The sequence below is a fragment of the Oceanobacillus halotolerans genome, assembly GCF_010993955.1.
In the GTDB taxonomy this organism is placed as follows: Bacteria; Bacillota; Bacilli; order Bacillales; family Amphibacillaceae; genus Oceanibacillus_A; species Oceanibacillus_A halotolerans.
Window position 1 is genome coordinate 1 of record NZ_WIXL01000022.1, and the last position, 24,756, is coordinate 24,756.

The window sequence follows — 24,756 nt, forward strand, 5'->3', positions numbered from 1 at the left end:
GGAGTCGACTGTCCTTCGCTCCAATCAACTATTATATTAGCATCAATGATGATCTAAATATGGATTAGTCTACGAGCTAGCGTAGGAAAAACACGGAGACTCCTGCGGGAAGTAGGAGATCGGTGAGACCCCACAGGGCGCTAGCCCGAGGAGGCTCACCACTCCCCCGCGGAAAGCGAAGTGTTTTTCCGAAGCGAAGCAATGTGCATATTCTAGTTACTGCGTATAATCCATCTTATATGCAATACGTCCAGTAGTGAAAAGCATTTTTTTAGTAGGTAGAATAATTTGTTAGAAAGAGGACAGGAGGACAATCAAATGAATGTCATGGTGGAAAATTGTTATCAATGGATCGGCTTTCACCTTGTCAACCAATTATTAGAAGAAAGTCATCACGTTTATGGGATTGGCAAAAGGGATACAGATAAAGAAGAATTCTTAGCAATGTTCTTTGCACGTAATGATTTATTTACGCCTGTGACAGTAGAGAGGGGTCTAGACGAAGATATGAGGATTACGGTAAAGGAAATGGATCAGAGGATTGTCATAATTGACCAGATAGCACGCCATGAGCAAAATGTTACATTTCCATTACTTTTTGGAGAATGGATGTCTATGGATGAAAATGGCATATATAATAAAGGAGAGTATATTCCATTTGATTCCAATTACTTTAAGGAAGAAGCAGTTTATATCAAGGATTTTTGTAAGGAACTGCTTGAATGGATTCAGATACATTATAAGCCAGATACCATCTTAGTTAAATCAGCAAGAGCTAGATCCGACAATGGTGTAACACTTGAAAATTCAATTTATCTTCGTGACAATAGACCTATAGATGAACAAATCAAGATTGTCCGGGACCATTATAAACGCTATCAACCATTTTATTAATAGTCTATATTGTTTACTATCTAGCACCAAGCAGCACTAAATATAGAATTGAGGTGCCCATGTTGAAGCAATTGTCCATGTATATAGGGGTTTTAATAGGAATTGTACTTCTAGCAGGATGCAATTATTTTGAAACTGGAAATGTTCAAAATGTAGGGATGCTCGTAGAAAACACCATAGAAGGACATCCATGGGAAGAAAAGGGACACCGTGGTTTAATGAGCATTGCAGACGAATATGAAATAGATGTATATGTGAAAGAAAATGTTCAAACAGCGGAAGAAATTGATGAAGCTATAGGAGATATGGTACATGACGGTGTCAATTTAATATTTGGTCATAGTAGTAATTATGGTCAGCCCTTTGTTGAAATTGCTGAGTCCTATCCAGATGTTCACTTTGTCTATTTTAATGGTGGGTATACAGCAGAAAATGTAACGAGTTTAAATTTCAATTCACATGCAATGGGGTTCTTTGCAGGTATGATTGCAGGGGAAATGACAAATACAAATGAAGTAGGAATTATTGGTGCTTACGAATGGCAGCCAGAAGTAGAGGGGTTTTATGAAGGAGTTAAATACCAAAATCCAATGGCAAATGTACATATGCGATTTGTGAATGACTGGCGAGATACTCATACAGCATTAGATGTGTACGACGTAATGAAAAATGATAATGTTGATGTGTTTTATCCGACGGGTGATGCATTTAGTGCAACCGTTATTAACCATGTAAAGGATGACGGGTTATATGCCATTGGATATGTTACCGATCAATCAACTATTGATGATGAGACGGTATTAACGAGCACGATCCAACATGTTGACCACTTATATGAAATTGCTGCGGAAAAATTTAATGATGGGACAATAAAAGGCACAGTGGAAACATTTGATTTTCAAGATGACGTGATTACCTTAGGGGAATTCAGTGATGAAGTACCAGAATCCTTTCAAGAGGACGTAAAAGAATATGTGGAACAATATAAAGAGACAAGCCTATTACCGAATGAAATAGAAGTGGACTAAATGCTTGGAGCGAGAGTGTAGGTACGAATTAAATTCGATCAGTAACGTAAACGCTCAGAAATTTTCTGAGCGTTTTTAAATGTGCTTAAAAGTCATTTTCATTGTGTTTTTGAAAGGAAATCCAATACTTTTTTAAAATTAAATAATAACGACTGGATTTTGAGTATAACGGGTTTACTTGTGAGGTGCAAAATGGTAAATCATATAGAAAATCACAGAGTATTTCACAGGATTTCCGCAACATAAATCACATTATAAATCACACTTAAAAAGGGTTTAGAGAAATTTATCTCTAAGCCCTTAGTATTTAGAATTGTTTCTTCAACTAAGGGTGCAATAGTTGAAGAAACGAGAACGAACAATACTACACCCCTCGCTTTTAAATTTATATCAGTTATTGTGAATTTTAGTGCTACTGATACCTCTTTTCAACAAATAACAGTATCAGTGTTGCCAAAGGACCTAATACAAGTGAAAGCAAAAACCAGTTTATTCCCGTCCTATTCTTTCCTTGTGCGAGTGCAGCATTTATCAACGCCAGTGTACCCCAACCTACAAAATATTGGTTATCCATCATCTGTCCTTCCCCCATTCTATTTAACTATACTGATCCGTACAATAAGTGAAAAATGCTCTTGAAATATTGCACCCTATAGCTCTATAGGAAAGGTTTAATACGTTTACTTAAACGTTCCTTTATCAACCTAACAACAGTATAAAGGACTATTATCACAAGTAGGAAGGATGTTGCAATTAAAGGTTGTGTTAAATTACCAATAGGGGCTATCAAGAAAAATGACAAAATATATCCTATTAAAAATATAGTAGTAAATAAACCAAGGTGTATGAATATAAAATTGGTTAAGGTCTTTCTATTTTTTCGATAACGAAATAATAATAAAGTTGTAAGTACGAATAAACCTAAAAACAAAAATTCAAGTAGTGAAGTCCAGAATCCTAACTGTTGAATACTTTGAATATCTCCTTGTGTTAGGGTGGATGTATTTAACCACTGTTCAGATTTACTTAGACGATAATTATCCAAAAGGATATATCCCATACAAAATAACAGCATAAGCCCAAGGTAAACAAATATTATTAGCCTCTTTTTCCCTTTGCTTATTTCAGTATTGTTGTTTATCGGAGTAAAATGAGTAGGAGAGTGGGGGGTGAAATTGTGGAAGGGCAAAGAGTGGATAAACTAAATAGTACACTTGAGGAAATTAAAAGTACGGTTGGGGAACAAGATTCAAAGAAAATGGAATTAGATAAGTGCAAGCGAATCATACAAAAGTTAAGTTCATTTTCAACGGATTGTGAGGAATGTTATCGACACTTTATTGATTTAGAAGCCCACATCGAACACTTAATGGATAAAAAAGATTCTCTTGTAGAAGATGATTTTAAACACCATAAACAAAAAATAGGAGATATCAGATCTCATTTACAGAAACAACACAAGTTAGTACCAAGTGGATATTATATGAGTATATATATGTCGCTTGGCATAAGTTTAGGTGTAGTACTTGGACTGCTTATATTTGATAATATTGGACTAGGATTACCATTTGGAATAAGTATTGGTTTAGCAATTGGAGTAGGCGTAGATGAAGATGCTAAGAAAAAGGGATTGACTCTGTAATTTAGGAGAGGGTTATAGAGTAAGAATACATTAACGTAGTCTTTTTAAGAAGGGGAGAGGTTTTATCTTTCCTTTTTTAAAACTGTGAAGAAATATGCTTTAAACTAATGACAGGCTAGGAAAATAAAGGAGAGGAACTATTGATGGTAAACGAAAGGCATAGTAACGATTTATTTGATAGAGGATTACTTAAGTTACCTGTCGAAATATAGAAGCATAGATGAAAGTAAAAAACAAATATATGAAGTGCTAGTATAGATAAAATGGCTTATTTATTGTTAATACATATTATTTCGGCAATTATTTTTGTTGGAAATATTATCATGGCTGCTTTTTGGAAATTAAAGGCTTAAATTTCTGGATATGAAACACATATTAACAAAACAGCAAAGAATATAATGGTTGCTGATTATGTGTTTACTTTACCCAGTATTATCGCTTTACTCATTTCTGGTTTTTTATTAGCAATAAAGAGTAATTATTCAGTTGATGAAATAAACTAGTTAACGATTTCCTTCACATTATTTACAATTACAGGAGTCATATGGGGTATTCTTTTGTTACCTCTGCAAAGAAAAATAATTAAATATAATGGAGAAACATTCAATAAAAATCATTATAAAAAAGCTTCAAGAACTTGGGATGTTGTTGGAACGATATCAACGATAATTCCCAATATTATTCTTTATTTAATGTGGTCAACCCTTTTTAAAAAGGAATTTGGTTGAATAAAAAAACAATCATGCGAAAACAGCTTGGTGTACTGTTCTATGCTTTTCTAAAGCAACTTAAACACCAGGTAGATCTTGCAGAAATGGAGAGAATCGATTAAAATTAGTACCAAGTCATAATAATTGCTAGTAAAAACAAAGGGGATGGACATATGAGTGTTGGTGTACTAGGGGTCGGACATTACGTGCCAACCAACGTCGTAACAAATAAAGATTTAGAAAAAACAGTTGATACCAGTGATGAATGGATCCGGACAAGAACTGGAATAGAAGAACGAAGAATTGCAAGTGATGATATCGATTCATCGGATATGGCTTTTTACGCAGCAGAAAAAGCATTGTATGATGCAAATGTTAAAGCCGAAGAGATTGATTTGATTTTAGTAGCAACGGTTACGCCGGACACACCGTTTCCATCAGTAGCTTGTATGCTACAAGATCGGTTAGGTGCAACAAAAGCTGCAGCAATGGATGTTAGTGCTGCATGTAGCGGGTTCATGTATGGAATGATTACAGCGAAACAATTTATCGATACGGGTGTATATAAACATGTACTTGTTGTTGGTACGGAAAAACTGTCCAAGATTACGGACTGGTCTGACCGTAATACATGTGTGCTATTTGGGGATGGTGCAGGTGCAGCTGTCCTTGGAGAAGTATCTAAGAATAAAGGAATTCTCTCATTTGAACTAGGTGCTGATGGTTCTGGTGCAAAACATCTCTATCAAGATGATAATGATTTCCTCTTTATGAATGGTCGTGAAGTTTTTAAATTCGCGGTACGCCAGATGCCAGAGTCATCTGTTAAGGTTATTGAACAAGCAGGACTAAAGAATGAAGATGTAGACTATTTAATTCCACATCAGGCGAACATTCGTATTATGGAAGCTGCACGAGAACGGTTAGGAATTTCCGAAGACAAAATGGCAACAAGTATCAAACGGTATGGAAATAATTCATCTGCCTCTATTCCAATTGCTTTATCAGAGGCCGTAAAAAATGGTAAAATTAAAGATAATGATGTCGTCGTGTTAGTTGGATTTGGTGGCGGATTAACATGGGGAGCAGTCGCCTTACGCTGGGGAAAATAAAGGATTACACCCATGATCAGAGATAAGGAATAGGAGGAAAACGATATGGAGGAAAAACGTGTCGTCATTACAGGACTTGGAGCAGTTACCCCTATTGGAAATGATGTGAAGACGATGTGGGATAATGTGGTGGAAGGGAATTCAGGCATTGACTATCTAACTCGCTTGAATACGGAAGACTTTCCTGCTCATGTTGCTGCAGAAGTAAAAGATTTTGACCCAAGCCATTATATTGACAAAAAAGATGTACGCAAAATGGATCTATTTACCCAATATGCAGTGGTTGCCTCTAAAATGGCAGTAGAGGATGCAAATTTAACGATTGATGAAAAGAATGCTGATCGTGTAGGGGTTTGGATCGGGTCTGGTATTGGCGGAATGCAAACATATGAAGATCAGATGCGAAAGTTTATTAATAAAGGATACAAACGTGTCAGTCCATTTTTCGTGCCAATGATGATTCCAGACATGGCAGCAGGACAAGTATCGATTCAATTAGGAGCAAAAGGGATTAATTCCTGTACGGTAACAGCATGTGCATCTGGTGCCAATTCGATTGGTGATGCATTTAAAGCGGTTCAACGTGGAGATGCCGATTATATGATTACAGGTGGTACAGAAGCCCCTATTACGAACATGGCATTTGCTGGGTTTTCCTCAATGAAAGCATTAACGTTTAACGAGGATCCTAAAACGGCAAGCCGTCCATTTGATCAAAACCGAGATGGATTTGTAATGGGGGAAGGTGCTGGTATTATGGTTATCGAAACATTGGAAAGTGCTTTAGAACGTGGTGCAACTATTTATGGAGAGATTGTTGGCTATGGGTCAACAGGTGATGCCTACCACATTACAGCACCTGCTGAGGATGGTGAAGGAGCAGCACGCGCCATGAAGCAGGCAATTGAGGATGCTAACCTTTCGCCTAATGAAATTGACTATATTAATGCACATGGGACAAGTACTGAGTTAAATGATAAATATGAAACACAAGCAATAAAAGCAGTCTTAGGAGAACATGCCCAACATGTAGCAATTTCTTCTACAAAATCGATTACAGGCCATCTACTCGGTGCAGCTGGCGGTGTTGAGTCTGTTATTGCAGCAAAAACAATTGCAGACAGTACGATTCCACCGACGATGAATTACGAAACTCCTGATCCAGAATGCGATTTGGATTACGTCCCAAATGAAGCACGTAGACAGGATGTCAATGTTGTCATGAGTAACTCGCTTGGTTTTGGTGGTCATAATGTCGCTTTAATTTTTAAAAAATATGATAAGTAATGCTTGAGAAAAGGGTGAAATCTAATATTGATTTCATCCTTTTTTTGCACGTTAGGAAAGTATAAAATTTTAGCGAAGAAGTGGACTCGACGTAGCTAAAATTTTTTGAGTCCCAAGTATAAGAAAAACTAAACACATTCGCTAAAGGACGAGTGAATGCGAGTTTTTCTAATGGTAAAGATTTCAGAAACTTTTAGGCATGTATGGGCCAAATTCGCATAAAATGGAGTAAAAGTATTGGACAAGTTTTCACATAATAAGGACCACCATGAAGAAGGACATCAATTCTATTCATTAAGATACTGCTATGGACGTTCTAGATAATGTAAAGGTGGAAGAAACAATGGGGTATTTATTACTTTTTTTGACTGGATTTGGACTAGCTGTGTCTGGTGGTGTAACAATCATTGCATATACTAACTTTTTGCCTGCTGGCTTAACATGGGTGGATTATATTCTTTTTATTAGTGGTCGAATTGAATGTTATTTTTTACCTATTGGTCTTCTCATGATGTTGTTTGTAATAACTCGCTTTCCGAATAACTCTTAATCTTTAGCTAAACTCGAATAATTTTTTTCAATGATGGTCATAATGTATTCTAAATAAAATTTTTAATGGAAAAACGTGCCTGTCTATTGTTAGGTGAATGGTACTAAATGTTTTTCCTGTTACCTGTTAAATAGTTAAAACCATCAAATAAACATTTAGATTAAGAGTTAAAAAGCGAGGGTTGTTTTATGTTGTACTTACATGATGTTTGGGTAAATTGGTTCGAAGGTGAAGAGAATGGATACAATGTATGTTACTTTCATGAATGGCGAAAGGAGGATAAAATTGAATTGTTAGATCAAGTTCCACTACTATACATAACCGAACCGTTATTTAACTATATCGAAAATGATATGCATGACTTGCCGGATGAATTATTAGATACCATTTTTAAACGTGCGTATATTCGTAAAGGACAAAAGCGTACAGTGTTAGAATATGCTTGTGTTGTGACGGACGGAAATGACATTGTTGCTATTGATACAATTGGTTATCGTATTCCAATACGAAAAAGTAGGCTTATCCCGCGCCAAGAACAGCTCGTATTTGATATGGTTCGTAATACAAAACCAGAGTCTTTTGGATTTGATGAAAGCATGCATCAAAAAGAGTACCATATGTTATCGATGGAACCGAAGTTGGTGTTTGGATTAACGAGAAAAGAACGTCAATTGAAGCAGCTGTTAATGATGGCACTTGATCAATTACGAACAACAAACAATTTAGAAGAATTGCGCTATTGGTTAACAGAATGGGATCCAAAGCAATACCCATATATCCGTCACATGGATGAGGAGACAGTTTGGCAGGTGCTCTATGATGGTGTAAAAAATGGGTGGAGTGAAGCCCATGAAGACTTATGTAAAAAAATGATCAAAGGCCAACCATTCCTCGAAAAAATGTGGCAGCTAGAGCAAGGCCAAGAACAAAATACATCTAAACAACAGTAGCAAAAAGCAGTGATGTGCGTATCACTGCTTTTTTGTGCCTAAATTTAAGTGGATTGGCTATGAGTTGAGCGGATGAATTGTGAACTTGAGCCAATTTATTGTGAACTTGAGCGACAAAACTGTGAACTTGAGCCATTCACGCCTAAACTAGTGGATTTTTCCAGTGAAAACGCCGATACGAGACTTCGCATCGACGCTATGAGCTTATTTTTTCTTTTTTATTCGTCCTAATCCCATTGCTTTTTTAGCCTTGAAGATCATTTTATTGGCAGTAGCTGCAGCTTTATCTCTTCCTTGGTCTAAAATGTCATCAAGTTGCTCTGAATCAATTAATTCATGGTAACGGTCCTGAATTGGTTTTAAAATAGCGATGATAGCTTGTGCAACATCGGCTTTAAATTCTCCATATCCTTTTCCAGCATACTTTTCTTCAATCGATTTAATGGACTCTCCTGTGCAGCTTGCATAAATTGTCATTAAGTTAGAAACGCCTGGTTTATTTTCTTTATCAAATTTGACAACACCCTCAGAATCCGTAACTGCACTTTTGATCTTTTTCTCAATTTTCTTTGGTTCATCTAACATGGAAATAAATGCTTTTTCGTTTTCGTCTGATTTACTCATTTTTTTCGTTGGTTCTTGCAAGGACATAATACGTGCTCCAACTTTAGGTGTCGCAATTTCTGGAATGGTGAAGATATCATTATATCGATTATTAAAACGTTGTGCCAAGTCCCTTGTTAATTCAAGATGCTGCTTCTGATCTTCTCCCACTGGGACGATATCCGTTTTATAGAGTAAAATATCAGCTGCCATTAATGGTGGATAGGTTAATAATCCAACTGAAACAGCTTCTTTTCCTGTTGACTTATCCTTGAATTGTGTCATTCGTTCTAATTCGCCGATATAACTAATTGACTGCAGCATCCAACCTAGCTGAGTATGTGCAGGGACTTCGGATTGGATAAATAACGTCGATTTATTCGGGTCAATTCCAGCAGCTAAATATAAAGCTGCAAGGGAACGAATATTGTTACGTAGTTTTAACCGATCTTGCGGAACGGTGATTGCATGTTCATCCACAATACAAAAATAGCAATTATGATCTTCTTGGTATTTGACGAATTGTTGCATTGCACCTAAATAGTTACCAATTGTTAAGGTACCACTTGGTTGAATTCCAGAAAAGATAGTTTTCATATTCCTCACTCCAATTTCATTTTTTTATACAAAAAAAGCTCATTTATCCCAATCCAAAAAGGGACGAATGAACCGCGGTGCCACCCTTATTATTCTACTCCTAGCAGAATCACTTAAAAGTTAATTAGCTCCAAAGCCCAATTCCAATCCACCATGGTACTTGTTTTCACCAACCACAAGCTCTCTAATAGCCAGAGGGTAATTGTACTATATCTTTATCATCGCAACTATTAATTTTGTATAATTATATACGATTTAAAGAAGAGAAATCAAATATCAGTGAATTATTTCTATTACCAGATCAATTTTCAAGCCACTGGTTGAGTATATTAGCAGTCATATCCTTCTGCGCTGTCTATTTTAAATAGTCGAGTTCTAAACGTTCAAAATGAAGTAAAAATAATCTTTATATATATAGCCTAGTGATGAAATGCAAGAGGGGAAGTTAATAAAAGTCCGTAATATTGTTGTTATCACGGCGGATTAACCGACAGGAAGGCAGTAAGGCAGATTAGAATTAAAAGCTGTGAGAATACAATTGTGAAGAGGCTATTCAAGAGCAAAATAAATAGTCCTTCACAAATTATATGAAGGACTAATAGCATCATTCAAAAGTGAGTCCATCGATAGTTTGTCGACGTTGCTGCAGGGTTTTGTATTTATATCGGCCATTCAGTTAGATTCACTAGATCGCCCAGTAAGAGGGTTACTAGGTGCAGGAAAAGAGAATATCCCTTTCATGTAAAAACATGGTAAAATAAAGGTAACAATTTTGGGGAAAAGGGGTGTTAAAATGCATCGATATCGTAATGGAAACCTCTTACTTATAGGAGACTCTCTTTTTGTCAAAGTTTTTATTGAAGCCATTTATGTGCTTCGTAATAATTACTTCCAAAATTATACTTTTCTTCAAGCAGATAGCATTTACTGATAATATTTATCGGAAAATTTTCAAAAAAATAAATGTAAGCGCTTGACTTCCTTTTAATAATATAATATTATTAATTAAAATCAACTCTACATAGTTAAAAGTAGTCTTTCACCATTAGTAATCCACTACAAAATAACAACACCTTTTAACTCACTCTCCAACATTGTTACCCATCAAGACGAATCACGATTTGCCACCTACAGACAAGACACAAATAATTTCCTTCAAGTTTACATCCAGATAACATGCTTCTAAAAAAGGAAGAAGTATTATTGCTAATTGGTAAATGGATGAATGAAATAGACAGTTTGACTGTCTATTAATTAATAAATTATTTTTGGGGGAGGAATTGTAATGTTAAATATTTTTAAACTTGGGTATGTGGAATTTGGAGTGAAGGATAAACAGGCAATGTCGTCTTATTATTCGGATATAATGGGATTTTCATTGACGGAGGAAGGATCAGATGGAAGAGTTTATTTAAGTAGTGCAATTGATCATCATAACATTATACTAACACCATCCGAAGAATCAGGTGTCCGTAGCATCGGATTACAATATACTTCAGACTTATCTGTTCAAGAGGTCTCTGAGTATCTAAAATTTGAATTTGATATAACAAATGAAATCAAAACTGAACCTGGTGTAGATGAACTTATTGAGTTTACAGATCCAGAGGGTTATGTCATTCATTTATATCCAAAGATGGAACTTGTTAACCCTGGATTTAAAACACAAGGAATTATCCCGAATAAAATTGGTCATATATCCTTAAATGTAAAGGATGCAAAAAAACAAGTAGCGTTTTATAGTAAATTAGGATTTGTGAACACAGATTGGATTGAAGATTTCTTTGCCTTTATGACATGTAACCGTGATCATCATGTATTAAACTTTTGTGAATCTGGAAAACATGAACTACACCACCTTGCTTTCGAAATGAGAAATTACAATCACCTAGTCGAAAAGATTGATTTTTTACGATTGAACGATATTCATCTCGAATGGGGACCATCTCGTCATGGAGCAGGACATAATATCGCTTGCTATCATCCAGATGCAGATGGTAATAGAATTGAGCTGTTCACTGATGCTGATATTTTCATTAAAGAATTAGGTATTTTCGAACCAAGACCATGGCATAAAGATTTTCCACAAAAACCAAAAGTATGGCCAACAGATGAGTGTCTTTCTTTATGGGGTGTAGACTTTGAAAATGCTTTGGTGTAAAACAGATAGTAGGGTGTAAACTAAATATGATGTTCTAGCATCTTACATGTTATTTACGTAAGATGCTTTTTTTCTACACGTTAGGAAAGCATAACATTTTTGCTAAGAAGTGGAACCGACGTAGTTAAAGTTTTAACGTCCATAAGTGCAAGAAAACTAACACCATTGTTAATGCGAGTTTTTCAAAAAAGATACATCGAATAAAATTAAATATTATGATATTATTTTTATGTTTTCTCAAATTAAAAAGAAATGGAAGATAACTACCACTGAAAGGAAGAAGGTAATGGCACCACGTAACTTAAGCGAACAATTATTACACGATTTAGGCGAAAAGATTATAGAAGGAAAATTGAAGCCAGGACATGTTTTGCCAAAGGTAGAAGATATAAGTGAAGAAAATGGTGTAAGTAGAACAGTTGTTAGAGAAGCATTAAAGGGTTTAGCGGCAAGAAGGCTTGTAGAATCCTCTACAAAAGTCGGGACAGTCGTACGTGAACGAAGCGATTGGCAATGGTGGGATCCAGATGTCATAGCCTGGGCTTCTCAATCAAATAATAGCAAGCATGTATTACTTCAATTAACAGAAGTTCGTATGGCAATTGAACCTGCAGCGGTCGAACTTGCAGCAAAAAAGGCAACGGAAGTGGATTTAAATAGAATAAAAGAGTGTTATAAAAAGCTTGAAACTTCTTTGGGAAATGAAGAAGAATGGGCTAAAGCAGACACAGAGTTTCATCACAGTATTCTAGCCGCATCTCATAATGAATTAATGATTAGTCTGATAAAAATATTGCAAGGTGGATTATTGCATAGCCGAATCCAAACCATTCAATCCATTGATCAAGAAGAAGTATTAAAAAGACATAAGGAGTTAATGGAAGCAGTTTGTTCACGAAACGGAAAGCTTGCCAGAGAGAAAATGTATGAATTGCTAACTCGTGTTGGCCAGGTTATCGAGGATCCGAATCAAAATAAAATACATACTTCTTATTCGTGAAAAATCAGAATTTATTTTACAGAATACAAATCCAAACACACGTTATCATATTAAAAATGATGTGTGTTTGTTTTATGTGGGGAGCTAAAGTCACCATGTCATTCTTAAAGGGTGATATGTCAATTTCTTGTAGTTCAGATTGTTAATTAGGTAACAGACAGGCCTTCGATTACTTTTTATCTAAGTTTTATGCTATTTAGTAGTAGAGAAGTTGTATCGATTTGTCTTGCTGATTTTTTAACAGAGAAAGCGTTTCGATTTACTTTTTACGATTTGTATTGCTAACTCTGTAACTGACAAGCTAGCTCAAATCCCTTTTTGAGGTATTTCACTTATATCAGTGACAGACAACCGTGCTTTCTTGGGAGAAGTTTTTGGCGTTTAGGAGTGCTGTTTAGGAACACTTCCTTGGCTTAGAATCAACCACATAGCTCGGCCAAGAACAGACCGTACGTAACTACGATATACAGGACGTGCTAGTTTAGGTGTTGTCACAGGACATGGGCGTTCTTAGCCTGTAAGGAGGCTTTTAATATTTTTTCTGAAAATTACCTATTTTCATTGACTTTATTAATAAAATAATATAATATTATTAATGAATAAATCATGAACTAAACGGTGAATAGGGGAGGAAACTAAAATGGGAGTTAGTGTAGTTCGATATAAAAGTAACCACGAATACATATGGGGAACTGTTCACGATAATAAGGTGTACCCGATACAAGGTAATTATGAATCTCTGGCATCATTTTTAAATGGGAATGGGATCACCCAAGCAAAAAAAGCATTATCAGAGGGGAAGGGTGAGCTAATATTAACTGACGTTGAGTTAGTCAGTCCAGTAACTACACCAGCCCAAGTAGTATGCCAAGGAGCTAACTATGGGTCGCATCGTGCCGAAGCTGGGATGAAAAGTGCTAGACCTCCTTATAATTTGATTTTCACGAAGGCACCAAGTTCGATGACCGGCCCGCATAATGATATTTTATGTCCTCCACATGTGAATTTATTGGATTATGAGATTGAGTTGGGAGTAGTGATACGAAAGGAAATTAGTGAAGGGGTAGAGATTACTTCTGATAATTTAAACGAATACATTGCTGGTTATGTCATTACAAACGATGTTTCGGCACGTGATGTACAGTTTATTGAAGGACAATGGTTCAAAGGAAAAAGTTATCGTACATTTTGTCCGGTAGGGCCTATTTTATATTTATTTGATGAGGATGAACCAACAACGATACACAACTTAGAATTAACGCTTTCCGTAAATGGTGATGTCCGTCAATCAGCTACGACTGAACAACTATTGTATAAACCTGAAGAATCCTTAACTGAATTATCACAGTTAATGAGTTTCTATCCAGGTGATTTGTGGCTAACTGGAACTCCAGGTGGGGTAGCATTAAAACTTTCAACAGAAGAACTAGAATTATTAATGAATCCTTCTGTTCCCGTACAAGATAAAACGAAAAAACTAGCGGAGATTAGGGAAAATAATGATAATTACTTAAAAAATGGAGACATGATTAGGTGTGAAATTAAAAGTTTAGATGGGGAAATTGATTTAGGTACACAGGAAAATAAAGTAGTAGTTAAAGATAGCTAAAAGATGAAAGGGAGGCATCATGCAATATGCGACTAAAAGGTATTTCTGGAAGTATTCGCACTGAATCCTATAACACGATGTTGCTAAAAAATATTCAGGACCGCTATCGTCATTTAGTAGAATTGGAAATAATAGAAATAGAACATTTACCATTATTTAATCAAGATGAAGAATTAGAACCTCCAAAAGTAGTAAAGGAATTTAAAAAGGAGATATCAGAATGTGATGGGGTCATCATTGCTACACCAGAATATAACTGGTCTGTTCCAGGAGTACTAAAAAATAGTTTAGACTGGCTATCACGTGGCGATAGGCCGATGATTGGTAAGTCTACTATGATTGTAGGCGCATCGACTGGAATGATGGGTACCATTCGAGCGCAAATAGACTTACGTAAAATCCTAAGTAGCCCAGGTCTTAATGCAAAAGTTTTACCACCTGCACCAAATGAATTTTTAGTAATAAAAGCACCTGAAAAATTTGATGAACAAGGAAAATTAATAGATGAAAAGTCATTAGATTTATTAGATTCTGTTATGGACCATTTTATCGAATGGCAATAAAATACTTGGTTCCAATATTGCGAAATACAAGTAATAACTATAATAAAACTAGGATAATGTGTTGAAAAGGGAGGAAGCATCCCTTTTCAACATTATAAAATTATGATAAAAATATTCATAATATTTAAAAATATTAGAAGGGGGAAAGAGAATGGAGAGTACTTGAAACCATAGTTTAATGTGGCATGTTATGAAAGCGTTATCTTTAATGTGTGGCAGATTGGTAAATGAAGTAAATTTAAAGGAGGAGATTTATAATGGGGAGAAAACTTTTTAAAGATGGTATTGTGTTAACGCTTGATAAGGATATTGGTGATTTTAATAAAGCGGATGTCCTAGTAGAAGGATCGAAAATAGTGGAAGTAAAGCCAAATATTGAAGCCTCTGATTGTGAAGTGATCGATGCATCAGATATGATTGTCATGCCAGGGTTAGTGGATTCACATCGGCATACTTGGGAATCGGTTGTGAGGAATGTTGGTGCAGACTGGTCATTACAAAAGTATTTAGGAAGTATCTATTTCGGAAACATTGGCTCCCTTAGAAGACCACAGGATGATTATATTGGAAACTTATTAGGTGCTTTAGAAGCTTTAGATTCTGGGGTAACTACCTTTTTGGATTGGACTATGATTATGTCAAATGACCATACGGATGAGATGATCAGAGGATTGAAAGAATCTGGTGCCCGTGCCGTATTTGCGCATGGTGCTCCAGGTGATGCGGAATATTGGAATAGGGAGAGTACAATAGATAATGGTGCAGATGCGAAAAAAATCAAAGAAAAGTACTTCTCTTCTAAGGATCAATTGTTAACAATGGGACTTGCCATTCGTGGCCCTGAATTTTCTTCCTGGGAGACGTCTGTGAAAGAAATTAACTTAGCACGGGAACTTGATGTCGTTTGTAGTATGCATTTAGGGTTTGGTACATGGGGAGCAGTTGATCGATCCATCGAAAAACTAAATAATGCTAATTTATTAGGTCCAGATTTAAATTTCACACATGCGAATGCGGTTAGTCCTGAGGAAATGAAAATGTTAGCTGAAAATGGTGGTTCCATTTCTGTTACACCAGAAATTGAAATGATGATGGGACATGGATATCCTGCGACAGGACTATGTATTGAAAACGGAGTAAAACCTAGTATTGGTGTAGATGTTGTTACTTCTACTGGTGGAGATATGTTTGCACAAATGAAATTTGCACTACAAGCAGAGCGTGCTAGAGTAAATAGTAAAATAATCGCTGGTGGCGAAATGCCAGAACCATTGCACCTATCTGCTAGAGAAGTATTAGAATTTGCAACAGTTGAAAGTGCCAAATCATTAATGCTAGAAGACAAAGTCGGTACACTCACACCAGGCAAAGAGGCTGATATTATTATGGTACGGACCTCTGATTTAAATATTTTCCCTGTGAATGATCCGATTGGTACGGTTGTTCAATGTACACACACAGGAAATGTTGATTCTGTTTTTGTTGCTGGAAAGGCCGTTAAACGAGATGGTAAGTTACTAAATGTTGATTTAGAAAAAATACGTAAATTAGCGATTGAAAGTAGAAATGCCATTTTTGAAAAATATGGTACACCTGATAATGTATTAGTATAATGAATAATGATCATGTAACATGACCTAGCAAACGTTCACTTTATGCTAGGTCATGTTTTTTGAACAAAAGCTAGAAGCGCCCAGTTAGCGACATACGAACTGCATTGGCCATGCCAGGTGGTTCGATGTTGCCACGCAAAGTGGTGGTTTTAATCGAACAATCCCCGTAGGAGATAAAGGAAACACGATGAACACAGTGAATCGATGTTGACTTTATCGGCTAAATACGGTCACGTCCTGTGACCAACGCCGATACTAGACCGTCGTGGTCGTCGTCGTACGGAGGTGAGGGATGTTGCGCTAGTCGTTGAGCGCTGGAGCTGGATGTTCTGATTCTTCCAGAAACTCCATAAAATCCCAATCCATACCTGATTTAAATTACCTCCAAAATTTCGACAAAATTTTAAAATAGGCGTTCACCTTTCACCAAATCTACTATATAATAGACTTAAAATGATGTAGATTAGGAGATTGGTAGTATGACAAAAAAGCAGCTAATGATCGGCACCTTCGCTTTAATACTCCTACTAAGCCTTAGTATACCAGCGTTTTCCTATAGTAGTAGTGGGGATGAATCCGCCAAAATAATAACAGCACACCAAGAACGACAATATGCGACAAAAGAAATTGATGTGGAACAACCAATTAAGCGATTTACATATGATTCTGGCTTACATTTTGATTATCCAGATGCTGTAAGAGGAATCTATGTAACTGGTAATTCTGCAGGTGGCGAACGGTTTGATACATTAGTCGATTTAGTTGATTCGTCTGATTTAAATGCGATGGTTATTGACATAAAGGATGATCACGGTAATTTAACCTATCAGCCTGGAGAAGGGTCTCCTTATGAATCAATTGGGACAAACTATATTAAAGATGTTCGAGCAACCTTAGAAGAATTAGAGGAAAAAGAAATTTATCCTATTGCACGCATTGTTGTATTTAAAGATTCCAAATTAGCTAGGGAACGTCCTGATTTATCGTTTACAAAAAATGGCGATGTATGGGTAAACAATAAAGAAGAAGCATTTGTTAACCCGTTTGAAAAAGAAGTATGGGATTATAATATTGAAATAGCTAAAATGGCTGCCGAATTAGGATTTCAAGAAATTCAGTTTGATTACGTACGTTTTCCAGAGGGCTTTGAAACCAGAGATGAAGAGCTGGATTATACATTAGGCGAGTATGCTGATGTAGATTTAAATAATGTAAAAAAACGGGTTGAAGCAGTAACTGATTTTGTCGCGTATGCGCATGAATCGTTAGGACAGTATGATATTGATGTGTCTGTTGATATTTTCGGTTATGCTGCAACAGTAGAAGAAACACCTGGAATTGGTCAAAACTTCTCTAGAATTTCTGAAAATGTTGATGTTATTTCTTCCATGATCTATCCTAGTCACTGGACATCTTATTTCGGTATTGAAATGCCAGATAAAGAGCCATATCGTTTAACAACTGAATATGCAAAGGTTGAAAATGAAATACTAGATAAACTAGATAATCAGCCTGTTTCACGGCCATGGATACAGGATTTTGAAGCGCCATGGCTATATAGTGGAGCCCCGACTGAATACGGAAAAGAAGAAGTGGAAGTGCAGATCAAAGCATTACAGGAAAATGGGATCAACGAATTCCTCATTTGGAATGCTGGAAACGTTTATTCGGAAAATGTGGATTATACACCTATAGACTAATTTAAAGGCAGAACGTACAAATTTGACGTTCTGCCTTTATTTTGACGTATATTGGTTTGAATTATGTATTATTGGGAAAAGTAAGCGTATATCGGAATAAATGGCTTCAAACTCAATTTAACAAATGTCATATATATCTGTATACTAAAATGCGACTATGAAAAAAGGGAGTAGATCAATGAATTGGTATGAAAAGCTAAACAAATACTTTCCAGTAGAAGAAATGAAATCAAAAGAGCATATGGAAACACTCCTGGAGGAAAAAGGTGATGTGTATTATAAGGATGAAGGTCCACATCATGTGATGATGTATGCTGAATTTGATACGTTTATCTTTATAGACTATGTATGGGTTTCTTCAGAATCGAGAGGGCAAGGAATTGGTCACCAACTAATGGAGAAGCTCAAAAAGAAGAATAAGCCAATTATCCTAGAAGTTGAACCAGTTGATTATGATGATACGGACACGGAAAAGCGTCTTCACTTTTACCAGCGTGAAGGGTTTACCCATGCACAATCGATTGGCTATTCTCGCCGCTCATTAGCTACAAATGAGGAAAATAATATGGAAATCCTTTATTGGTCGCCAAGTGATGAATCAGAAGAAGAAATATATGAGAAAATGAAGCAAATGTATGAAACGATTCACACGTATAAAGATGAAGAAATATATGGAGAATCATATCAACCAGTAGATGAAGTATTGTCTTACGATGAAAATCGAGATTCCGATAATATTTTTGCTAACTTAAATGGAATGAACAGACTGAACTAACCATTATTAGGACAGATCGCCATGTTATCATGGCGATCGTATTACTTTACATGGGCTGATTGGATGCTTGGCAAATAACGGAATGACGATTCACTCCATAAAACTAGGTGAAACCTGATTCCACCGCAATAGATAAGAAGAAAAAACAACTAAGCATGTGAAAAGATCCTTCACATAAAAAAAAAAATGTTTTTTCAAATATATGGTTTAATTGAAAACGAAATAGGGTATCTTAAACATAAAGACTAAATTTCCATTTTGAAGATTGTAATGTAATTAAGAACATTTCGTGAACATTATTTTTTTTGTAAATTACATCTACCTTTCACTTGACAATTATAGTATAATATACATATCAGGTTATTTAAAATGATTTTAAAGTAATAATCGGATGTTATGAAGTGCATATAAACTTATAGAATGAGGAGTGAAGTTACATGGTAACACTTTATACCTCACCAAGTTGTACATCTTGTAGAAAAGCGAAATCCTGGTTAATTGAACATGATATTCCGTTTAAAGAACGTAATATTTTTTCAGAAGCATTAACAATGGATGAAATTAAAGAAATCCTTCGTATGACAGAAGATGGAACTGATGAGATAATATCAACGCGATCAAAAGTCTTTCAAAAATTAGATGTGAATATCGATCAGTTACCGATGAAAGATCTCTTTGAACTAATTCAAGAGAATCCAGGATTATTAAGAAGGCCAATTATTCTTGATGAGAAACGCCTGCAGGTTGGCTATAATGAAGATGAAATACGCCGATTCTTACCAAGAACAGTGCGTACATTTCAATTACGTGAAGCTCAACGAATGGTTAACTAGGCCTTTGTAAAAACAAATGTAGAACTGGCAAACACATAAAAAACGCAGAATCCAGAAAGAGGTAATTCTGCGTTTTTATTATGTAGAAACTTTTCATTTTTGGATGACAAATTGAATAAGATAAGTTAAAATAATAATTTACAATGCAATTTGTATAGGCATATCAATTTTCAAAATACAATTGCATCGCATACAATACTAATAAAGCAATAGATATATAAATGTCTGCTTATTGAATATGCTAAGGAGAACTTGTTCTTTAAGCAATGGACAAAATGAAGGTGAAAGTAATCTCTTCCACCTTAAAATATTCTCGAGAAGAAGGGAGAGAAGGATAGATGGAGATAGAGCGAATAAATGAAAATACCATTAAGTTTTACATTTCGTATATGGACATTGAGGAACGCGGATTCGGACGGGAAGAAATCTGGTATAACCGAGAACGCAGTGAACAACTTTTCTGGCAAATGATGGATGAAGTCAATTACAAAGAAGACTTCAGTGTGGAAGGTCCATTATGGATTCAAGTCCAAGCACTCGAAAAGGGACTTGAGATCGTTGTGACGAAAGCACAAATTTCTAAAGATGGCGAGAACCTTGAACTCCCAACCGAAAGTGGCAAAACGATTGATATCTCTATCGATGAAAAAATTGAAGATATGCTAGAGGAGAAATTTGGTTCTAATGAAACAGCGAAGTTACCTGAACCTTTAGATGATGGGGAAAATTTATCGATGATTGTCCGATTCCAAGATTTTGAAGATGTGATTCAGCTAAGTCACTATTTTGCGGATATCCCTAAAAATGAAAGCGAGAAATTATTCCATTATAATGGTCATTACTATCTATATGTCGAATTTGACCAAGATGAATTAGATGATAGCGAACAAGAAGACCAGATTAGTCAGCTATTCGAATTTGCAAATGATACAGATGTAACGGTTTATGTACTAGAAGAATATGGGAAAACAGTATTTGAGGATGACACATTTGCTCAAGTTAGAACTTATTTCCCAGCACAAGTGTAGACACCTGATTGGTAGGTGTCTTATTTTTTTGGCAGCTAGGAAAGTATCAAAACTTTCCTACTGCATAAGTGCAACTAAGGCATTCACCATAAAAGGACGAGCGAATGCCAAGTTTTCTAACTCAAAAATCTAATAGCAGGAATTTATCACTTTTTGTCGAATACTATGTATACGATGGAGGTGATTTTTTTGTTACAAGCAAAAACGAAAGAAGGTAGGCTTGTGACCCTTGCAAAACATACACGAATCGAGATTGAAACATGGAAAGAAACGGAACAGTTTTATTGTCCTGCATGTAATGAAGCTGTGATGATAAAAGCTGGACGTAAGATGATCCCACATTTTTCACATTATTCCCAGCATACGTGTCCATCCAACGAAAAAACAGAAGGTGCTTACCATGAACAGGGGAAACTCAAGCTATATGAATGGCTACAGTCGCAAAAGCTGAACGTCCAACTAGAAATCTATCTTCCTGATATTCAGCAGCGACCAGATTTATTAGTGACAATTGGAAATAAAACAATGGCATTTGAATATCAATGTGCGAAAATCAGTACGGACGAAATTATCAAACGAAGTAAAGGGTACAGGCAAGCGGGAATTGTTCCAATATGGATTATAGGTGCCAACCAATTCAAACGAAAGAATCAACATATGCTACGCTTGAATCCATTTACTCGCCACCTGATCCACCAGTTTTCTTCAATAACTACTCCAACCCTTTTCTACTTTTGTCCCACAACGAATAAATTCATCCAATTTCAGCACATTATCGAAATGACACCAACCAAGGCTATTGGTACATTTACCGTTCATACGTTACGTGAGATGCGTTTTACATCCCTTTTTCAAACAAATCCATTACCCACACAACTCATCTATACAATATGGAATAAAGAGAAAATCTTGTTCCGCCAAAAGCCACCTAAACGGGTTGCATCTGGACTAACCCTTAAATGGCAACGATGGCTTTATCAAAAACAAACCCATCCCATTTATTTACCATCTATAGTATATCTTCCAGTGAAAGGCCAATATCGGATGAAAACCCCTCCATGGGATTGGCAAAGTCGTTTATGTATAGATATCATTGATCCACTGCCACTTCACGGTGTGTTTTCTATTGATGCATGCTATCGATTACTTCGCACAGTTCTTTTCCAATCTAATACGTTTCCATTACGGCAACAAATAGAAGATCCCATTAGAAATTATCTCGACTTATTAGGAGGACTAATGGTCATCAAGCAAGTAGGACCAGAACAATATCAAAAACGAAAATCTATCACGTTTCATTCGAATATCGAACAAGCTATCCGAGCTGATCAAGAGGTAATGAAGCAGTTAATCAAGATCAAAAACAAAATACAAGCATGATCCAGTTTTTTTTCGTTATACTAAAAAAAGGTATGGATAAAAGGAAAAATGACGTAAATCACGAATAGATATAATAGGAATTATTATTTCGTGTTCAAACGTTTAAAGGAGGATGTTGTATGGCAAACACAACAAAGGAACTACCAAAAAGAGATGAGATCCCAACTGAACGAACTTGGCGACTAGAAGACATATTTGCATCAGATGAGGATTGGGAAAAGGAATTAGACGACTTGAAAAAGGATATCCCCCAAATAACCGAATACCAAGGAAAATTAGCGAATTCCTCAGACTCATTACTGGAAGTATTCCAATTACAAGATCAGCTTTCGGAGCGGCTAGGAAAATTATATACATATGCGCATATGCGATATGATCAGGATACCACGAATTCATTTTACCAAGGCTTAAATGGCAAAGCGGAAAATGTACTAACATTAGCATCAAGTAGTATGAGTTTTATCGTACCAGAGATTTTAGCGATGGATGAAGCAAAACTAAAACAATTTATAGAAGAAAATAAAGAACTGCAAAACTATCAAAAGACATTGGATGAAATTAATCGTCAACGGCCACACGTGTTAAGTGAGCGGGAAGAAGTGTTATTAGCCGAAGCATCTGAGCCAATGGGGAATGCTTCAAATACCTTTAGTATGTTAAATAATGCTGATTTGACCTTTCCAACTGTCAAAAATGAAAAAGGAGAAGAAGTTGAGCTTACCCAGGGTCGTTACATTGGATTTTTAGAATCGAGTGACCGAGAAGTGCGAAAAAATGCGTTTAAAGCGATGTATAAAACGTATGGAGAATTTATTAATACATTCTCCTCTACCTTAACTGGGCAAGTGAAAAGCAATAATTTTAATGCGAAAGTTAGAAAATATGATTCTGCAAGACAGGCTGCATTGGATAACAATAATATTCCAGAGCAAGTGTATGATAATTTAGTTGAAGCAGTAAATGATCATTTGCACCTATTACACCGTTATGCAAAACTGCGTAAAAAAGTATTAGGTGTAGATGAATTGCACATGTATGATATGTACACACCACTTATAAAAGATGTCGATATGAATATACCATATGAAAAAGCGCAGCAATATGTGCTAGATGGATTAAGTCCATTAGGCGAGGAATATGTCAACATTGTAAAAGAAGGGTATGAAAATCGTTGGATAGACGTGGAAGAAAATAAAGGAAAACGTAGTGGAGCATACTCTTCTGGTGCATATGGGACCAATCCATACGTCCTGTTGAATTGGCAGGACAATGTGAATGATATGTTTACATTGGCACATGAATTGGGTCACTCTGTACACAGTTATTTCACTCGTAAACATCAACCATTCCGTTATGGAAACTATTCTATTTTCGTGGCAGAGGTAGCATCTACTACGAACGAAGCGTTGTTAAATGATTACATGTTGAATCACTTAGATGACCAACAGAAAAAGTTATATTTACTTAATCACTTCCTAGAAGGATTCCGAGGAACTGTTTTCCGTCAGACGATGTTTGCTGAATTTGAACATGATATTCATAAGCGTTTGCAAGAAGGGGAAGCATTAACAGCTGATGGCTTAACTGAAATTTATTACAATCTAAATAAAAAATACTTTGGTGATGATGTCGTTTCTGATGATGAGATTGGATTAGAATGGGCAAGAATTCCTCATTTCTATATGAATTATTATGTTTATCAGTATGCAACAGGCTATTCCGCTGCAACAGCACTAGCCAATAAAATTTTAGCTGGAGAAGAAGGTGCGGTAGAGCGTTACGTGAACTTCTTGAAATCTGGCAGCAGCGATTATCCAATTGAAGTATTGCAAAAGGCCGGCGTAGATATGACCTCCAAACAACCTATCGTTGATGCATTAAACGTATTTGAGGAAAAACTAAGTGAAATGGAAAACATGTTATTAGGGGAATAATAACTGGAAGAAGGTTGATCTGGATTAAATAAGTAGTTCTCTTACTGTGGAAGAGACGATAAAGCTTAACGAAGTATCATAAGATGTTGCAAAGTATTTAGCACCTAATTTAGCACTTGAATTAACATATAAAAATGCTTGGATAGGGTACCGACCCCCGAAAGTTAGAGTAATAAATCTAACTTTCGGGGGTGTTTTTTGTGGCAAAATATAGTGAAGAATTTAAAATGAAGCTTGTCGCCGAGTATTTAGATGGAAACATTGGATATGGATCATTGGCAAAAAAAAATAATATGGGTAGCCAAACACCTATACGTGATTGGGTGAAATCGTATGAGTCTCAAGGAATGAATGGGTTAAAACGAAGAAAAATGAAGAGGGAGTATTCTGTTCAATTTAAATTAGATACGATACAATTTATGTTAAACACAGGTGCTTCTTATTTAGATACTGCTGTTCACTTTAATTTGAACAACCCTTCCTTGATTATACGCTGGATGAAAGAGTTTCATGAACAAGGAGTAGAAGGCCTGATTCCAAAACCAAAGGGGCGGCCTTCTATGTCTAAGAAACCCAATAAACAAAAGAAAAAGGAAGAAAAAAAGTTAACACGCGAAAAAGAATTAGAACGTGAGAATGAACTACTAAGACTAGAAAATGCCTACTTAAAAAAGTTGAAAGCTTTTCGGTAGAATCCGAATGCGTTCCACGAAAAGTACAAACAAAGGTGGCATTCGAACTCAAAGAAGAAGGATTCCGATTAAAAGATATTCTCGTTGTAGTAGGC

General features: G+C 35.9%; 22 protein-coding genes and 1 other annotated feature. Of the genes, 20 read left to right on the forward strand and 2 right to left on the reverse strand.

Annotated features, from left to right (window positions below; translation table 11 throughout):
- Nucleotides 1-318 precede the first annotated feature (318 nt).
- Complete coding sequence (locus GHC26_RS15530; protein WP_163972171.1) at nt 319-894, forward strand: NAD(P)-dependent oxidoreductase; 576 nt, start codon at nt 319-321, stop codon at nt 892-894.
- Between the two features lie 59 nt (nt 895-953).
- Entirely contained in the window at nt 954-1,922 is a 969-nt protein-coding gene (locus tag GHC26_RS15535) for a BMP family ABC transporter substrate-binding protein (protein ID WP_163972172.1), read from the forward strand.
- 412 nt (nt 1,923-2,334) lie between these two features.
- Here the strand turns inward: GHC26_RS15535 and GHC26_RS15540 are convergent, their stop codons facing one another.
- Nucleotides 2,335-2,499 (reverse strand): hypothetical protein, encoded by a 165-nt coding sequence (locus GHC26_RS15540; RefSeq protein WP_163972170.1) that lies wholly within the window; start codon nt 2,497-2,499, stop codon nt 2,335-2,337.
- Nucleotides 2,500-3,099: 600 nt separating this feature from the next.
- On the opposite strand from GHC26_RS15540, the gene GHC26_RS16005 reads away from it, so the two are divergent.
- The 6 genes from GHC26_RS16005 (at nt 3,100) to GHC26_RS15570 (ending at nt 8,173) form a co-directional block, all read left to right on the forward strand.
- Nucleotides 3,100-3,564: a hypothetical protein gene (locus GHC26_RS16005; RefSeq protein ID WP_226376967.1), complete on the forward strand. Its 465-nt coding sequence runs from the start codon at nt 3,100-3,102 to the stop codon at nt 3,562-3,564.
- Nucleotides 3,565-3,938: 374 nt separating this feature from the next.
- Nucleotides 3,939-4,067, forward strand: a complete 129-nt coding sequence (locus tag GHC26_RS16245; protein WP_226376968.1) for a DUF2269 domain-containing protein — start codon at nt 3,939-3,941, stop codon at nt 4,065-4,067.
- 380 nt (nt 4,068-4,447) lie between these two features.
- Nucleotides 4,448-5,386 carry a beta-ketoacyl-ACP synthase III gene (locus GHC26_RS15555; protein WP_163972174.1) on the forward strand — a complete coding sequence of 313 codons (939 nt, stop codon included), beginning with the start codon at nt 4,448-4,450 and terminating at the stop codon, nt 5,384-5,386.
- A gap of 45 nt (nt 5,387-5,431) precedes the next feature.
- A complete protein-coding gene (gene fabF, locus GHC26_RS15560; RefSeq protein WP_163972175.1) occupies nt 5,432-6,673 on the forward strand; it encodes a beta-ketoacyl-ACP synthase II in 1,242 nt (413 codons plus the stop codon).
- A 343-nt stretch (nt 6,674-7,016) separates the two neighbouring features.
- Entirely contained in the window at nt 7,017-7,223 is a 207-nt protein-coding gene (locus tag GHC26_RS15565) for a hypothetical protein (RefSeq protein WP_163972176.1), read from the forward strand.
- A gap of 188 nt (nt 7,224-7,411) precedes the next feature.
- On the forward strand, nt 7,412-8,173 hold the full coding sequence (locus GHC26_RS15570) for a YjbA family protein (RefSeq protein ID WP_163972177.1): 762 nt from the start codon (nt 7,412-7,414) through the stop codon (nt 8,171-8,173).
- 204 nt (nt 8,174-8,377) lie between these two features.
- Here the strand turns inward: GHC26_RS15570 and trpS are convergent, their stop codons facing one another.
- Complete coding sequence (gene trpS / locus GHC26_RS15575; RefSeq protein WP_163972178.1) at nt 8,378-9,373, reverse strand: tryptophan--tRNA ligase; 996 nt, start codon at nt 9,371-9,373, stop codon at nt 8,378-8,380.
- A gap of 56 nt (nt 9,374-9,429) precedes the next feature.
- Nucleotides 9,430-9,604: a binding site (T-box leader), on the reverse strand.
- Nucleotides 9,605-10,658: 1,054 nt separating this feature from the next.
- Here trpS and GHC26_RS15580 point away from each other — a divergent pair.
- The 12 genes from GHC26_RS15580 to GHC26_RS15635 all read left to right on the forward strand — a co-directional run bounded on the left by GHC26_RS15580 (nt 10,659) and on the right by GHC26_RS15635 (nt 24,661).
- Nucleotides 10,659-11,534, forward strand: a complete 876-nt coding sequence (locus tag GHC26_RS15580) for a VOC family protein (RefSeq protein WP_163972179.1) — start codon at nt 10,659-10,661, stop codon at nt 11,532-11,534.
- Between the two features lie 286 nt (nt 11,535-11,820).
- The gene (locus GHC26_RS15585; RefSeq protein ID WP_163972180.1) at nt 11,821-12,534 is read left to right on the forward strand and encodes a FadR/GntR family transcriptional regulator; all 714 of its coding nucleotides are present in this window, start codon (nt 11,821-11,823) and stop codon (nt 12,532-12,534) included.
- 640 nt (nt 12,535-13,174) lie between these two features.
- Nucleotides 13,175-14,143: a fumarylacetoacetate hydrolase family protein gene (locus GHC26_RS15590; protein WP_163972181.1), complete on the forward strand. Its 969-nt coding sequence runs from the start codon at nt 13,175-13,177 to the stop codon at nt 14,141-14,143.
- A gap of 26 nt (nt 14,144-14,169) precedes the next feature.
- A complete protein-coding gene (locus GHC26_RS15595) occupies nt 14,170-14,706 on the forward strand; it encodes an NADPH-dependent FMN reductase (protein ID WP_163972182.1) in 537 nt (178 codons plus the stop codon).
- 257 nt (nt 14,707-14,963) lie between these two features.
- Entirely contained in the window at nt 14,964-16,319 is a 1,356-nt protein-coding gene (locus GHC26_RS15600) for an amidohydrolase family protein (protein ID WP_163972183.1), read from the forward strand.
- Nucleotides 16,320-16,798: 479 nt separating this feature from the next.
- Nucleotides 16,799-18,019, forward strand: a complete 1,221-nt coding sequence (locus GHC26_RS15605) for a putative glycoside hydrolase (protein WP_163972184.1) — start codon at nt 16,799-16,801, stop codon at nt 18,017-18,019.
- A 178-nt stretch (nt 18,020-18,197) separates the two neighbouring features.
- On the forward strand, nt 18,198-18,794 hold the full coding sequence (locus GHC26_RS15610; RefSeq protein WP_163972185.1) for a GNAT family N-acetyltransferase: 597 nt from the start codon (nt 18,198-18,200) through the stop codon (nt 18,792-18,794).
- 437 nt (nt 18,795-19,231) lie between these two features.
- A complete protein-coding gene (gene spxA / locus GHC26_RS15615) occupies nt 19,232-19,627 on the forward strand; it encodes a transcriptional regulator SpxA (protein WP_163972186.1) in 396 nt (131 codons plus the stop codon).
- Nucleotides 19,628-19,965: 338 nt separating this feature from the next.
- The gene (mecA, locus tag GHC26_RS15620; RefSeq protein ID WP_163972187.1) at nt 19,966-20,655 is read left to right on the forward strand and encodes an adaptor protein MecA; all 690 of its coding nucleotides are present in this window, start codon (nt 19,966-19,968) and stop codon (nt 20,653-20,655) included.
- A 189-nt stretch (nt 20,656-20,844) separates the two neighbouring features.
- A complete protein-coding gene (locus GHC26_RS15625) occupies nt 20,845-22,035 on the forward strand; it encodes a competence protein CoiA (RefSeq protein WP_163972188.1) in 1,191 nt (396 codons plus the stop codon).
- Between the two features lie 119 nt (nt 22,036-22,154).
- Nucleotides 22,155-23,969, forward strand: coding sequence for an oligoendopeptidase F (pepF, locus tag GHC26_RS15630; protein WP_163972189.1), 1,815 nt, complete (start codon nt 22,155-22,157; stop codon nt 23,967-23,969).
- A gap of 200 nt (nt 23,970-24,169) precedes the next feature.
- Nucleotides 24,170-24,661 (forward strand): helix-turn-helix domain-containing protein, encoded by a 492-nt coding sequence (locus tag GHC26_RS15635; protein ID WP_163972190.1) that lies wholly within the window; start codon nt 24,170-24,172, stop codon nt 24,659-24,661.
- Nucleotides 24,662-24,756 lie beyond the last annotated feature (95 nt).